Origin of the sequence: Bradyrhizobium sp. 195, assembly GCF_023101665.1 — a bacterium.
Lineage (GTDB): Bacteria > Pseudomonadota > Alphaproteobacteria > Rhizobiales > Xanthobacteraceae > Bradyrhizobium.
In genome coordinates, this window is record NZ_CP082161.1 from 2,674,040 (window position 1) to 2,689,302 (window position 15,263).

The 15,263-nt window shown below is 59.6% G+C and carries 12 protein-coding genes; 11 read left to right on the forward strand and 1 reads right to left on the reverse strand.

Annotated elements, in window-relative coordinates:
* From IVB26_RS12445 to IVB26_RS12465, 5 genes are all read left to right on the forward strand, one after another.
* Positions 1–2,250: a xanthine dehydrogenase family protein molybdopterin-binding subunit gene (locus tag IVB26_RS12445; protein ID WP_247971920.1), complete on the forward strand. Its 2,250-nt coding sequence runs from the start codon at positions 1–3 to the stop codon at positions 2,248–2,250.
* A gap of 405 nt (positions 2,251–2,655) precedes the next feature.
* A complete protein-coding gene (locus IVB26_RS12450; RefSeq protein ID WP_247971921.1) occupies positions 2,656–3,447 on the forward strand; it encodes a crotonase/enoyl-CoA hydratase family protein in 792 nt (263 codons plus the stop codon).
* A 57-nt stretch (positions 3,448–3,504) separates the two neighbouring features.
* Positions 3,505–4,398 (forward strand): alpha/beta fold hydrolase, encoded by an 894-nt coding sequence (locus IVB26_RS12455; protein ID WP_247971922.1) that lies wholly within the window; start codon positions 3,505–3,507, stop codon positions 4,396–4,398.
* A 332-nt stretch (positions 4,399–4,730) separates the two neighbouring features.
* The gene (locus IVB26_RS12460) at positions 4,731–5,930 is read left to right on the forward strand and encodes an ABC transporter substrate-binding protein (RefSeq protein WP_247971923.1); all 1,200 of its coding nucleotides are present in this window, start codon (positions 4,731–4,733) and stop codon (positions 5,928–5,930) included.
* Positions 5,931–6,092: 162 nt separating this feature from the next.
* The gene (locus IVB26_RS12465; RefSeq protein WP_247971924.1) at positions 6,093–7,898 is read left to right on the forward strand and encodes an AMP-binding protein; all 1,806 of its coding nucleotides are present in this window, start codon (positions 6,093–6,095) and stop codon (positions 7,896–7,898) included.
* A 115-nt stretch (positions 7,899–8,013) separates the two neighbouring features.
* Here IVB26_RS12465 and IVB26_RS12470 read toward each other — a convergent pair whose 3' ends face one another.
* Positions 8,014–8,532 (reverse strand): winged helix-turn-helix transcriptional regulator, encoded by a 519-nt coding sequence (locus tag IVB26_RS12470; protein ID WP_247971925.1) that lies wholly within the window; start codon positions 8,530–8,532, stop codon positions 8,014–8,016.
* Between the two features lie 199 nt (positions 8,533–8,731).
* Between IVB26_RS12470 and IVB26_RS12475 the strand changes: the two genes are divergently transcribed.
* The 6 genes from IVB26_RS12475 (at position 8,732) to IVB26_RS12500 (ending at position 15,175) form a co-directional block, all read left to right on the forward strand.
* The gene (locus IVB26_RS12475; RefSeq protein WP_247971926.1) at positions 8,732–9,364 is read left to right on the forward strand and encodes a 2-hydroxychromene-2-carboxylate isomerase; all 633 of its coding nucleotides are present in this window, start codon (positions 8,732–8,734) and stop codon (positions 9,362–9,364) included.
* Between the two features lie 490 nt (positions 9,365–9,854).
* Entirely contained in the window at positions 9,855–10,592 is a 738-nt protein-coding gene (locus IVB26_RS12480; protein ID WP_246918154.1) for an SDR family oxidoreductase, read from the forward strand.
* A 12-nt stretch (positions 10,593–10,604) separates the two neighbouring features.
* Entirely contained in the window at positions 10,605–11,786 is a 1,182-nt protein-coding gene (locus IVB26_RS12485) for an acyl-CoA dehydrogenase family protein (RefSeq protein WP_247971927.1), read from the forward strand.
* A 21-nt stretch (positions 11,787–11,807) separates the two neighbouring features.
* Positions 11,808–12,938: an acyl-CoA dehydrogenase family protein gene (locus IVB26_RS12490; protein ID WP_247971928.1), complete on the forward strand. Its 1,131-nt coding sequence runs from the start codon at positions 11,808–11,810 to the stop codon at positions 12,936–12,938.
* A 14-nt stretch (positions 12,939–12,952) separates the two neighbouring features.
* On the forward strand, positions 12,953–14,140 hold the full coding sequence (locus IVB26_RS12495) for an acetyl-CoA C-acyltransferase (RefSeq protein WP_246918160.1): 1,188 nt from the start codon (positions 12,953–12,955) through the stop codon (positions 14,138–14,140).
* A gap of 21 nt (positions 14,141–14,161) precedes the next feature.
* Positions 14,162–15,175 carry an NAD(P)H-dependent flavin oxidoreductase gene (locus tag IVB26_RS12500; protein WP_247971929.1) on the forward strand — a complete coding sequence of 338 codons (1,014 nt, stop codon included), beginning with the start codon at positions 14,162–14,164 and terminating at the stop codon, positions 15,173–15,175.
* Positions 15,176–15,263: the final 88 nt, after the last annotated feature.

A 15,263-nucleotide genomic window follows, 5' to 3' on the forward strand; every position in this document is an offset into this window, starting at 1 on the left:
GTGGCTCGGCTCAGGACAATTGCAAGACGCACGTTTCTGATCGGCTCCGCTGCGATCGCCGGCGGCGTCGCCTTCGGCTATTACCGATTGCGCCAGGATCCTCCCAATCCGCTGCTCAAGGACCTCAAGGCGGGTGAAGCCGCGATCACGCCCTACGTCCGCGTCGACGCAAAGGGCGTTACACTCATCACTCCGCGCGCCGACAAGGGCCAAGGCTCATATTCCATCCAAGCTCATCTGATCGCCGAAGAGCTTGACGTGGATCCGCACAAGGTTCGCATCGATCCTGGTCCGCCAAATCCGGCCTACTTCAACAGCCGGGTCATGGACGACAGCCTCCCCTTCTCTCCGATCGACGATGGCCTCATGGCTCGAGGGGCGCGGGGAGGTGGCGAGGTGTTGAGCCGTCTTCTCGGCATGCAGATCACGGGAGGATCGTCCACCGTACCCGATGGCTATCAAAAACTTCGGATGGCGGGAGCCGTCGCTCGCGAGACATTGAAGGAGGCGGCGGCCAGAAAGTCGGGCGTGCCCCGATCGCAGCTGAAAACCAGGGACGGTCAGGTCATCTTGCCCGATGGCAAGTCCGTCACTTACGCGGAGCTGGCCGTCGAGGCAGCGCAGCTTGCACCGGTTACCGATGTCACCCTCCGGCCGGAACAGGAGTGGCGCTACATCGGCAAGAAGATGCGCCGGATCGATATCGTCGCCAAGTCTACCGGTACGCAACAGTATGGGATCGATATTCGTCCGGACCGGATTGTGTACGCCACCGTCCGGGCCAACCCGGGCATGGGAGGCACGATCAAACGATATGATGCCTCTAGCGCGGAAAAGATGAGAGGCGTCAAGAAGATCGTTCCGATCAAAGACGGTGTGGGCGTCGTTGCCGACAACACGTGGAGAGCTTTTCAGGCCGCGGCCGCTATCAAGATCGAATGGAACGATCCTCCTTATCCGGCCGACTCGGCTGGAATGTGGAAGGTGCTGGAGAATTCGTTCTCCAAAGACCTGCTGGACAGCCGGCTTCGCAATGACGGAGACGTCGAGAAGGCGTTGGCCGGCTCATCCAAACCGATTGAGGCGGAGTATCGGACTCCATATCTTGCCCACGCTCCGCTCGAGCCCATGAATGCGGTTGTACTCTATACGAAGGAGCGGCTCGACATCTGGACGGGAACGCAGATCCCGGTATTCCTCCAGGCGCATGCGGCGAAGCTGACCCAACTGCCGGAAGAGAAGATCTACGTGCACGCTCAGCCGATCGGTGGCAGCTTCGGGGCGCGACTGGACGACACCTATGCGTTGCAGGCGATCGAACTCGCGATGGCCATGGAAGGCGTTCCGGTCAAGATGACCTGGAGCCGTGAAGAGAACATGGGGCACGACTATCCGCGCCCGATTCAGCTCTCGCGCGCCAAGGGAACGGTTCGCGATGGCATGGTCGAGAGCATGAGCATCGATGTGGCTGGACAATCGATGGGAGCTTCCTGGTTCAACCGTCTGCAGGCGCCCGTTCCTCCCGGTCCCGATGCTTCAAGCGTCAACGGCATTTGGGATCAGCCTTTCGCCATACCGAACTTTCGGGTGACAGGTTACCGGGCGAAAGAAATGGTGCCAGTCAGCCCGTGGCGATCCGTCGGAGCGTCCGCGAATGGCTTCCACCATGCTTCCTTCCTGGACGAGTTGATCCATGCCGCGGGTGCGGATCCGATGGCGGAACTTATTCGTCTCTGCAATCATGAACCTTCCAAGAAGGTCTTGCATACCTTGCGAGATGTTTCCGCCTGGAAAGGCTCGCGAATCGGCGACCGGCGAGCCCGAGGCCTGGCGCTGACAGTGGCCTTCGGCGTGCCCATGGCCCAAGTCGTCGAGGTGAGCGACACTCCTCAGGGCATCAAGATCGACAAGGTATATGCCGTTTGCGATGTGGGGCGCATTCTGGACCCGGTCAATTTTGAAGCGCAGGTGCGGGGTGGCATCATCTGGGCCTTGGGCCATGCCATGAACTGCGAGCTCACCTACGAAAACTTTGCGCCGGTCCAGACGAACTTTCACCTGTTTGAAGCCATGAGATTCCATCAGGTGCCGGAAATCATCGTCAAGGGATTGGAGCTTGGGGGTGAAGTGCGGGGAATTGGCGAACCGCCAGTCCCACCGGCCGCACCTGCTCTCGCCAACGCAATCTTTGCTCTTACCGGAAAGCGTGTGCGCGAACTGCCACTCAACAAGAGCGTCACGTTCGCGTGACATCTCGATCATGAGCAACCAGCGCGTTGGCCACCAGCGGCACGGGTGCGGGTAACGCGGGTGCTGTATCTGGGGCCGCCATCGGAAGCGGCGGCCTACAGGGCAGGGCTGCCACGCCAGGCAGCTTGATCGCGCTCAAATGCGCGCAAATGGGGCGCGCATGTCTGGAAAGGGACCCCTGCCGAGGGACGAAATGACGCTCGGTAGGTGAGCCTCCTCCGCGCGCACGAGAGGCGCGAGGCGTAAACGTCGCGGGGCAGGCGCAACCCTCGGCGGCGGCATTCACCTCTGAATAGGGTTGGCACAAGATTGTTGTAGCCGACTTGCGAGCTGCGCTGTCAACTCGTCAGAAAGAAAGCAGGCTTTGGCGACGCGGTCGGTGGTTGCCGCGTCTGGAGGATACAAATGAGCGATCAGAAGGGCCCATCGGGCCGGATCCGCACGGAAGTGCATGGTCGGATCCTCAAGATCATCATCGACAATCCAGCGAAGAAGAATTCCTTCACACCCGCCATGATGGTGGAGATGTCGAATGCCATGACGCTTCTGGACGGCAACGACGATTATTGGGCGGGCGTCGTTTGCGCAGAAGGAACGGACTTCACGTCAGGTCTCGACATGCCAAAATTCTTCGGCCCGAACGCCGAGAAAAGCGAGATTCCTCCGAGCAACATCGATGCTTTTGCGCTCAAGGGACGTTGCCGCAAGCCGATCGTGACGGCAGTGCAGGGCATCGTCTATACGATCGGAATCGAAATGATGCTTGCCGGCGATATCGTCATCGCTGCGTCGGATAGCCGGTTTTGCCAAATGGAAGCAAAGCGAGGAATTGCACCTCTCGGCGGCGCTCACTTCCGATTCCTGACGCGCGCAGGTTGGGGGGACGCGATGTATCACCTTTTCCTTTGCGACGAGTTCAATGCCGAGCGGGCGCACGCGATTGGCCTCGTGCAGGAAGTGGTCGAGCCGGGAAGCCAGATCGATCGGGCCATGGCGCTGGCGCAGACGATCGTAAAAAATGCGCCGCTCGGAATACAGGTCACAAAGCAAGCCGCGCTGAAGTATATCGAGGCGGCCGAACGAGACGCGATCGATTACATACCCAAGATCAAGGACCGCGTTCTCGGTAGCGAGGATATGATGGAAGGCATTCAATCCTTCATCGAACGTCGTCCAGCCGTTTTCCGCGGGAAATGATCGGCGCGGGCGACGGAAAAGGGTGAAAAGCCGTTCAGAACGAGTTGAAGCGCAACGATGATCGACTCTCGCGAGACCTTCGGTGGAACCTGGCCCTTCCAGCCTCGCTTCTTCGAAGGAAGCGGTTTCCGGATGCATTACGTCGACGAGGGGAGTGGCGATCCTATCGTCTGTCTGCACGGTGAGCCGACGTGGGGCTATCTCTATCGCCGCTTCATCCCACCGCTTGCGGTTTCACATAGGGTGATCGTTCCCGACCATATGGGTTTCGGCAAGAGCGAGACGCCTCCAAATCGCGAATACTCGCTCAGAACCCACGTCGAGAACTTCACCAAGTTGGTCGAATCGCTCGATCTCACGAACATCACGCTCGTTGTGCAGGACTGGGGAGGATTGATCGGTTCGGCGTTCGCGCTACGTTATCCCGATCGCATCAAGCGGCTGTTTCTGCTCAACACACTTACTGGCTACGGCAACGCTCCTCCGGGGCTGACGCCGTGGTTCCAGTTCGTCCTCGATCATCACAGGGCCGGAACGCTCACTGAAGTGCTGGGACATCTGGGTGTAAACATCCTTAGCGTCATGAAGACTCAAGGTCTGGAGGATCTCTCCGTCGTCAACGCCGATTGGCTCGCGGCCTACGGTTCGCCATTCACGACCAAACAAGAATGTCTCGGAGCGATCGAGTTTCCGCTCGATGCACTGCTCGGCAGAATCCGGCCCTACCTCGCTGAGGGCTTTCCGCTACTTGACAATTTGAAGTCCAAGCCGGCGATGCTTGCTGTCGGCATGAAGGATCGCGCCATCGCGCCCGACACGCAGATCGCCGATTTCAGTGCGATTTGGCCGGGGAGGCCGATCATAAAAATTCCGCACGCGGGACACTTCAGCCAGGAAGACGCGCCCGATACCGTGATTGCGCTGATCGAGCTTTTCATTGGCAGTACTTGACGACCTGCGCTCGAGTGGCGGCGGTCCAGTCCGTCTTGAGGCCGTCGCTCGCGGCACAGCGCGGTAAGTTCGATAACGGAAGTAATTGGTCGAACTGGGCGTGGAGCTATCGGGACCGGAATGACCGGCAGGTTAGGTCTCGGATGATCGTGTCGCAGATCTTAGCCTACAGAGACTCTTGACGAGTTCTAAAAAAGAACGGTATGCTCCGATTAGACCTCTAGCCTCACTCCGGTCGGTGCGAACCGACGACCGGCGGGGAAGCGCGCAAAGCAGAAGGTCAACCAACATACTGGCGTGCCCCGACAGGCGCGCGTGGGGGAGGATGATCGATGATAGCGAAATGGAAAATCGCGATAGCACTGGCTGTGCTTTTGAGCGGCCCGGCGTCTGCGGCGGAAGAGCCAGGCGTCTCCGATACCGAGATCAAAATTGGCGGGGTTTACCCCTTCAGCGGACCGGCGTCATCGATCGGGCTCGTGGGCAAGGGTCTTATCGCCTATATCCAATCGCTGAACGAGCGAGGTGGCGTCAACGGCCGCAAGATCAACTACATCGCCTACGATGACTCATACAGCCCACCCAAGGCGGTGGAGCACGTGCGCAAGCTGGTCGAAAGCGACGAAGTATCGTTCATGTACGGTCAGCTTGGTACGCCCGGCATCTCGGCTACGGCCAAGTATCTCAGGGCGAAAGGCGTGCCCAGCATTGCGATCATCAGCGGCTCATCCAAGTTCACGGATATCGCCAATTATCCCCTGACGACGACCGGTCTCGTCAGTTACGATACCGAAGGGAAGATCTACGCCAAGTATCTAACCAAAGTGCTTCCCAACGCGAAGTACGCCATTCTCTATCAGAACGACGACCTCGGCAAAGACTACGTCAATGCTTTCAAGGCGTATCTCGGCGGCGAGTTCGATCGGAAGGTCGTGACAGCCGCTTACGAGGTCACCGAGCCCACGATCGATTCACAGATCACGAACCTGAAGAGCACTGGAGCCGAGGCTCTCGTGATCGCTGGGACGCCGAAGTTTGCGGCGCAGGCAATCAGGCAGGCTTCGGTGATCGGATGGAAGGCGACCATCATCATCAATTTTCCTTCCGCGTCCGTTGGTGGCACGCTCGCGCCGGCCGGTCTCGACAAGTCGATCGGCGTAATCGCCGGCACGATCACCAAAGACATTGCTGACGAGGCGTGGAAGGACGATCCTGCCATGCAGGACTACAGAAAGTTCTTCGAGAAGTATATCCCCGGCGCCGACATCACCAACGGGACCTACCTGGTCGGATATCAGCAGGGAATTCTGCTCGAGCAGATCCTGAAACAATGCGGCAATGACCTCTCCCGCAAGAATATTCTCGCGCAGGCAAAGAATCTCAAGCAGGCCATCGTCCCCGTCGCGCTGCCGGGAATTGAGGTCAATACCAGTGAAAACGCGAACATGATGTGGTCTCAAATGCGGCTGCAGCGCTGGACCGGCACGGCGTACAAGTTGTTCGGAGATGTGCTCGACGCGAAATCCGAGTAGCGGTTTCGAGCAGAAAACTGCAAAGCAGCGCGTGATCGAATGCGCTGCCGAGCTCCTGGGATAAGTCACCCGCGCAAGTTTCGCGAGATGGTCGGCGATCAGAAGCCGGATCACACGCGAGTGTGCGGGGTCGGCCTACGGTAAGTCATGGGATCAATTTCAATGTCAACGAACGAACCTGTCTTCGCGCCCAAAGAGGTCTCACTGCAGCGTCGGAGCGACGGTACGCTTATCTTGAAGTCGCCGCTCGAGCTGGGAGAGTGCGATTGGCGTGTCACGGACTTCCTGCTGACCTGGGCGAAAGCCGCTCCCGATCGCATCTTCTTGGCTCAGCGCAATTCAAACGGCGAGTGGGACGAGATCACATATAGCCAGGCCTGGTCCTCGGTTCAGGCGGTTGGTCAAAGCCTGATCGAAATGGATGCGAAGCCTTCGGATAGTCTTGCCATCCTCTCCGGGAATTCCATAGAGAATGCGGTGATTTCTTTCGCCGCAATGTCGATCGGCTTGGTTTTCGCGCCGATCTCGCCGAATTACACCTTGATGCCTGGCGGCTTGGCGCGCCTGAAGGATATCGCAGAGGTGCTGCGTCCGAAGTTCGTATTCGTGCAAAGCGGACGCGATTTCGCCGCCGCCCGCTCCATTCCGGAACTGAAGGCGGCAAGCTGGATCAGCGTAGACGGTGCTCCCGAAACGGTGCGCTATTCCGACCTGACGAAGCAGAGGAGTGGCTATGAAGGCTTCGAACGCGCGTCCCGCTCCGTATCTTGCGATTCCGTCGCAAAAGTCCTCTTCACGTCGGGCTCGACGGGCCTTCCCAAGGGCGTCCTGAATACTCACCGCATGATGGCGAGCTCGCTACAAATGGGTAGCTTGCTGGTAGCCCCGTCCGAAGCGCCTGTTCAGGTCGAGTGGATGCCATGGCACCACACCATGGGAAGCAACGTCATTCTGCACGGCATACTCAAGAATGGAGGGACGCTCTACATCGACGACGGCCGGCCATTACCGCAGCTCTTCCACAAAACGCTCCTCAATCTCCAAGAGGTTTCGCCGACCGCGATGTTCAATGTGCCGGCCGGCTATAATTTCCTTTGCGACGCCATCGAGAAGGATTCCGAGCTTGGGGCGCGCATACTGAAGCGGTTGGACAGGATAAGCTACGCTGGCGCAGCCATCTCGCAGAACACGCTCGAGCGTCTTTACCGATTGACGTCATCGATCACCGACCGGCGGATTCCTGTCATGTCCGGCTACGGTACGACGGAAACCGCTCCAACGATCAGTACGACCCATTGGGCTACCGATCGACCGGGGGAAATCGGCCTTCCCGCGCCCGGTTTGCAGCTTAAACTGCTTCCCGTTTCCGATACATACGAGGTGCGGGTCAAGGGTCCCAACGTCACGCCGGGTTATCTCGGCCGGCCGGATTTGACGGAACAAGCCTTTGATGAAGAAGGCTTCTATCGCATCGGCGACACGGTCTCGTTCATGGACCCCGAGAAACCCGAAAAGGGACTTCGCTTTACGGGCAGGATTTCCGAAAACTTCAAGCTCGCGAACGGGACCTGGGTATCGATCGGGAACATGCGCGCCGCAATCTTGTCAGCTGGCCGCGGCGTGCTGTCGGATGTGGTGATTGCAGGCGAAAACCGAGAATGCTGCGGTCTGCTTTGCTGGCTGAACCCGACTGAGGCGGCCCGGATCTCTTCGCAGTCGTCTTCCGACCTGAACCCCAATCCCGTCGTCGTGCAGTTCCTCAAGGATCGCCTCGAAGAGTACAACCGGACCGTTGGCAGCAGCGAGAAGGTCCACTCGTTCGTGCTGCTCAAGGAGCCGCCGTCAATTGCCGCCGGAGAAATCACCGACAAGGCGTATGTCAATCAACGCGCGGTCTTGAAGTGCCGGTCGGACCAGGTCGAATCTCTCTACGGCTCCGCCCCGAACCCAGACGTGATCCGAGTTTGAACTTTTACTCATCGAGCGCCCAGCCGGTGGCAAACATGGAGGCTGATCTCGGTGAAACGGTCAGCCCCTCAATCATTTGCGTAGCGGCTTGGCCTGGCTTCGCAGGGCAGGGTGATCAGGCTGCTTTGCGTCGTACCTTGGGTTTTGGGGCCGGCGCTTCCAGGTCGTTTTTCGCAAGGGGGCGCCTGGCACCAGGGCCCGGATGCGTATGGACCTCTTTGGCTAAAACCGGCTCGCCACACTCGGAGCAAACCATGACGGGGTCGAAGTTCTTACCGCAGTTGCGATGCTGATGCAGAAGCGGCCGACCGCGTTCGTCGACCATGTGAGTGTCGCCCCAATGGACGATCGCCATCATGATCGGATAGAGATCGAGGCCCTTCTGCGTCAGGATGTACTCGTGGCGCTTGGGCGATTCTTGATAGGGGACTCGGCGAAGAATGCCTTGCCGGACAAGCTTCTTCAACCGCTCGGCAAGGAGATGGCGGGTTATTCCCAAGGCGGACTGGAATCCCTCGAAGCGGCGAGTACGCAAAAAGCATTCGCGTAGGATGAGCAGCGTCCATCGGTCGCCGATTACGGCGATAGTCCTGGCCATTGAGCATGGCTCTTCCTCAAGTTCCTTCCATTTCATCCGCGGTCTCCAATAGCCCCGATCATTCTCCCACGAATCTGCGGAGAAGCGACAAGTCATACCATTCTAGATAGGTACTGATCCTCAAACAATACCCCCCGGAAAAATCGACCAAATTGCCCGAGTATCGGTTTGACAGTTCAAAAATAGAACTGTAAACCCATGTCACAATCATCAAAATTGTCCGGAGGACGCCGACATGACCCCGAAAGTAGAATTCCAGTTCGATTTCGGTAGTCCGAACGCCTATTTGGCCGAGGTCGCGATCCCGGGCATCGAACAGCGAACCGGGGCCAAATTCGAGTACGTCCCGGTCCTTCTTGGCGGCATCTACAAGGCCACCGGAAACATGTCGCCCTTCGATTCTCTTCGTGGAATCAAGAACAAGCCGGAGTATCAGGCGCTCGAGACGCAGCGGTTCATTCGCCGCCATAACGTGACGAAATTCCGCACCAATCCCTTCTTCCCCGTCAACACCCTCATGTTGATGCGCTGCGCGGTTGCGGCGCAGTTCGAGGGAGTGTTCGAGCCCTACTTCAGGGCCGCCTATCATCATATGTGGGAAGAACCGAAGAAAATGGACGATCCTGAAGTTTTTCGGAGCGCGTTCGTCTCTTCAGGCATCGATATCGATCGCGTGGCAAAACGTGCGCAGGAAGACGATGTGAAGAAGCGGCTCATCGAGTTGACGAACGACGCCGTGAGCCGGGGCGCGTTCGGCTCGCCGACTTTCTTCGTCGGCAAGGAAATGTTCTTCGGAAAGGATCAGTTGCGAGACGTGGAGGAATCCATCGTCGAACAAACCCGCGGGACCACTTCCAGGACCAAGTGATATCTGCATCGAAGTTCGGCGATCATGAATGAAATTCGCCGCTGCTCGCCGGCGATGATCGCGGTGAGCCTTGCAGGTAGGGCTTCGAGCCGCTCGCCGTCTGGCGCGACCACCAAAGCAGCCGCCCTCGCGGTGAAGTGGTGAGCTCGGCGGCAATATCTTTGGACGCAAGCGCGGCCCCGATAAAGGACAGCGCTGATGTCCTTCAACTTCGTGCCGTGAGCGAGGTCACTTTGAATGATCTGTCCCTGGACCGGGACAGCGCATCTTCTGCCGTGCTCGGGCAGTCAGGCTCGATATCCAGTTCAGTTTGAGGTCGGAGCCTCGTTCGCCTTGCGACCTCGAAGCGCCAACTTCAAATATCAATTGACGAGTTCTAAAAAAGAACGCTATGTACTTTCCGTGATGCCGAGCGCGTCGACGACGCGGTCCGGCGGGTTCACGGCAAGCTAATTCGCAAGCGAAGTATAACCTCACAGGGAGCACGCCCGTGCAGAAGAGAAACGCAACCGCGGCTGTCATCGGCGCCGGCGATTTCATCGGCGGCGAGATCGCCAAGAAGTTTGCCGCAGAAGGGTTCACCGTCTTCGCCGGCCGTCGTAACGGCGAAAAGTTGGCTCCGCTCGTCAAGGATATCGAGGCTGCCGGCGGAGAGGTTCACGCCCGTTCGCTCGACGCTCGCAAGGAAGACGAGATCGTCTCGTTCCTGAACGATGCAGACAAACATGCGCCGCTGGAAGTCTGCATCTTCAACATCGGCGCGAACGTCAACTTCCCGATTCTGGAGACCACTGAGCGCGTTTTCCGCAAGGTCTGGGAAATGGCCTGCTATTCGGGCTTTCTGGCCGGCCGCGAGGCGGCTCGCCTGATGCTGCCGCGCGGGGGCGGTAAGATCTTCTTTACGGGGGCGACCGCTTCGCTCCGCGGCGGCAGCGGTTACGCTGCCTTTGCGAGCGCAAAATTCGGCCTTCGCGCGGTCGCGCAAGCAATGGCTCGCGAGCTTGGCCCCCAAAATATCCACGTTGCGCATCTGATCATCGATTCCGGTGTGGATACCGAATGGGTTCGGCAGCGGCGGCTGGAGGCTCTCGGGCCAAACGCGCTGGACGATCCGGATGCGTTGATGCCGCCGTCCTCCGTTGCTGCATCCTATTGGCAACTCTACCAGCAGCCGAAAAGCGCATGGACGTTCGAGCTGGAGATTCGTCCTTTCGGCGAGAAGTGGTGAGGAGCAAATAGTATGGAGCTGGCGCTTTCTCCAGAGGATGCCGCATTTCGGGACGAAGTGCGCTCCTTCATCGCGGAAAACTACCCTGCGGAAATGCGAGTCCCGAATCCGGAGACCGACCTGACCAAGGAGCAATCGCTGCTCTGGCATCGCATTCTGCACAAAAAGGGCTGGATCGCGCCTCTCTGGCCCAAGGAGTACGGCGGTCCCGGCTGGTCGATCACGCGCCGCTTCATCTTTGAACAGGAGACCAGCCGCGCCGGCACGCTGCCGCCCTTGGCATTCAGCGTCACCATGGTGGGGCCTGTCATCTACACGTTCGGCAACGATGCCCAGAAGAAGAAGTTTCTTCCGCGTATCCTGTCGGGCGAGGACTGGTGGTGCCAGGGCTACTCCGAGCCGGGCTCCGGCTCGGACCTGGCAACCGTCCGCACCAAGGCCGTGCGCGACGGCGATCACTATATCGTCAATGGTCACAAGACTTGGACGACGCTCGCTCAGCATGCGGATTGGATCTTCTGTCTGGTGCGGACCGATCCGAATGCGAAACCACAATCCGGCATCTCCTTCCTGTTGATCGACATGAAGTCGCCCGGCGTCACCGTGCGGCCGATCATCACCATCGACGGAAGCCATGAGGTCAACGACGTCTTTCTGGAGGACGTTCGTGTCCCCGTCGAGAACCTGATCGGCGAGGAGAACAAGGGCTGGACCTATGCCAAGTTTCTGCTCGGCAACGAACGAACCAGCATGGCCGGCATCGGTCGATCGACGCGCTACATCAACAAACTAAAGCAGATCGTGGAGGCCGAGGTCGCGCCCGACGATCCTGCGCATCTCGACTTCCTGCGCGAGATCGCCCTCGTGGAACTCGACGTACTGGCGCTCGAGGCGACCGAGCTGCGTGTCGTGGCTCAGATGGCGCGGGGCATCGACCCTGGACCGGCCGCCTCGTTGTTCAAGATCCGCGGCACTGAGATTTTCCAGAAGATCACCGAATTGACTCATCGCGCGATCGGCAATTACGGGCTCGCGCTGCGCGAGCATCCGGTCAGCGCCAACCACTTCATGCCCGGCTCTGAATACGGGCACACCGCGTCGGAAAAGTACCTGAATTCTCGCAAGCTCAGCATCTACGGCGGGTCGAACGAGATTCAGCGCAACATCATCGCAAAAGTTGTGCTTGGTCTCTAGCCAGAGTATCGAGAGGGTCGGATGGACATTCAGTTTACGGAAGAGCAGGAGTTGCTGCGATCCAGCATCCAGCGCCTGCTGCGCGATCAGTATGATTTCGATGCGCGCCGCAAGATCGTCGCCGACGAACAAGGTTTTAGCCGCAGGCAATGGGCGGCGTTCGCCGAACTCGGCCTGCTGGCTGCACCGTTCGCGGAAGACGCTGGTGGCCTCGGCGGCGGTCCGCTGTCGACCATGATCATCGCCCATGAATTCGGGCGCCATCTCGTCGTCGAGCCGTTCGTCGAGACGGTGGTGTTGGCCGGCGGCCTGATCGAACGGCTAGGCGATGCCGCGCAGAAACAGGGCTTCATCCCCGACATCATCGACGGCAAGAAGATCTGGACGCTGGCCTGGACGGAGAAGGGGGGGCGGTTCGATCTCGCAGACGTGACGACCACCGCGCGACGCGAGGGCGATGCCTATGTCCTGAGCGGCGGAAAGACGGCGGTGATCGCGGCGCCCTGGGCGGATTACATCCTCATTTCCGCGCGCACCTCGGGTAATCGACGGGACCGCGATGGGGTCAGTCTGTTCGTGGTCGACCGCCGCGCGGCTGGTGTCGATCTGCAAAGCTTCAGGACCATCGACGGCCGGCGCGCCGCCGAGATCAGTCTGCGCAATGTCCGTGGGCAGTTGCTCGGCAAGGAAGGCGAGGGCGTGGCTGCGCTGGAGGCCTGCCGCGACCGCGCCATCGGCGCGCTCTGTGCGGAAGCGGTCGGTGCCATTGGCGAGTTGAATTCCGCCACATTGGAATATTCGAAGACCCGCAAGCAGTTCGGCACCACCATCGGTTCGTTTCAGGTGCTGCAGCATCGGATGGTCGATATGTTCATCGCCCATCAGGAAGCGCTCTCGCTGATGCAACATCTCAATCTCAGCATCAGCGACGGTGAAGCCGGGCTCTCGCGGCTCGCCTCCGGCGCCAAGACGAAGATCGGCTATGCGGCCAAATTCGTCGCCGACCAGGCTGTGCAGCTGCATGGCGGCATGGGTATGACCGATGAGCTCAATGTGGGCCACTATTTCAAGCGGATCTCTTCCATCAACATCCAGTTCGGCGACCCTGCGTTCCATGTCCTGCGCTATGCACGACTGGGCGCGGCCGCGTAAGAAAAGAGGCGAGTATGACGACAGAAGCAGTAATCGTTTCCACCGCTCGTACCGCGGTCGGCAAAGCCTACCGTGGATCCCTCAACAATACGGAGGGCCCGACCTTGGCCGGTCACGTCATGGCCGAGGCGGTGAAGCGCGCCGGCATCGCCCCGGGTGAAGTCGAAGACGTGGTGATGGGCTGCGCCATGCAGCAAGGCACCATGGTGATGAACGTGGCCCGCAAGGGGGCGATCCGTGCGGGCATGCCGGTGACCGTCGCCGGGACGACGATCGATCGGCAATGCGCCTCTGGCCTGCAGGCGATCGCCGTGGCGGCACGTTCCGTGATGCTGGATGGCGTGGACGTCGCGATCGGCGGCGGCATCGAGTCGATCAGCCTGGTGCAAAACGAGCACATGAACAAGTTTCATATGGTCGACGATGAATTGATGGCAATGAAGCCGGACATGTACATGTCGATGCTCGAGACGGCAGAAACGGTCGCCGAGCGCTACAAGATCGGCCGCGACAAGCAGGATGAATACAGCCTCGAGAGCCAGCGCCGCGTCGGAGCTGCTTTGCAGAGCGGCCGGTTCGACGAGGAGATCGTTCCAATCACGACGAAAATGGCGCTCGTCAACAAGGAGACCAAGCAGGTCTCCTATGAACAGGTGACCCTCGCCAAAGACGAAGGCCCGCGTCCCGACACGACGGCAGAAGGCCTCGCCAAGATCAAGCCGGTGTTCGAGGGCAAGACCATCAGCGCCGGCAATGCGAGCCAGCTTTCCGACGGTGCTTCGGCATGCGTGATCATGAGCGATAAGGCCGCAGCCAAGAAGGGACTCAAGCCGCTCGGCATCTTCCGCGGCTTCGTTGCAGCGGGCGTCGAGCCGGACGAGATGGGTATTGGCCCGGTCATCGCGATCCCCCGCCTGCTGAAGCGTCACAACCTGAAGATCGACGACATCGATCTCTGGGAGCTCAACGAGGCATATGCCGTTCAGGTGATCTATTGCCGCGACAAGCTCGGCATCGACCCGAACAAGCTCAACGTCAATGGGGGCTCGATCGCGATCGGCCATCCCTATGGCATGACCGGCGCGCGCCTCACCGGCCACCTTCTGATCGAGGGGCGGCGACGAAAGGCAAAGTACGGCGTCGTGACCATGTGCATCGGTGGCGGCATGGGCGCGGCGGGCCTTTTCGAAATCATCCATTGAACGGAACTGCGGGAGATCATCGTGAAGACAGCGATCACTGAACTGTTCGGTATCGAACATCCGATTATTCAGGGCGGGATGCACTATGTCGGGTTCGCCGAACTCGCAGCAGCGGTGTCGAACGCCGGCGGCCTCGGCCTCATTACCGGCCTCACCCAGAAGACGCCCGAGCTTCTGGCCAAGGAGATCGCGCGCTGTCGCGACATGACGGACAAGCCGTTCGGCGTCAATCTCACCTTCTTGCCGAGCTTCACCGCGCCCCCTTATCCTGAGTATATCGCCGCGATCAAGGAAGGCGGCATCAAGGCGGTCGAGACCGCCGGCCGCAGCCCGGAGGAGTACATGCCGGCGCTGAAGGCCGCCGGCATCAAGGTGATCCATAAGTGCACCTCGGTGCGGCATTCGCTGAAGGCCGAGAAGATCGGCTGCGACGCGGTCAGTGTCGATGGCTTTGAGTGCGGCGGCCATCCGGGTGAGGACGACATGCCGAACATGATCCTGCTGCCGCGTGCGGCCGATGAGCTCAAGATCCCGTTCGTCGCGTCGGGCGGCATGGCGGATGCGCGCAGCCTCGTCGCGGCTCTCTCCATGGGTGCGGCGGGCATGAACATGGGAACTCGCTTCGTCGCCACCAAGGAGGCGCCGGTCCACGACAATGTGAAGGAAGCATTGGTCAAGGCGACCGAGCTCGACACCGTTCTCGTCATGCGCGCGCTGCGCAACACCGAGCGCGTGTTGAAGAACAAGGGCGTCAGCGAGCTAATCGAGATCGAGCGCGAGAAGGGCGCCAGCCTGAAGATCGAGGATATTCTCGACCAAGTTGCCGGCGTCTATCCAAAGGTGATGTTGGAGGGCAACATGGATGCCGGGGCCTGGAGCTGCGGCATGGTGGTCGGGCTTATCAACGATATTCCGACCGTCAAGGAATTGATCGATCGCATCATGGACGGTGCCGAACGCATCATCCGGCAGCGGCTGACGGGCTTCCTCGACGGTGTGAGCACGGGTTCCGTCCCGGCACGCGCAATCGCCTGACGCGTCTCGGGAAGTAGGGGTCTGAACGGACTGGACGCTCAATATTTTGAGCGTCCAGTTCTCTTATGAGTCTGTCGTACACTCTTCA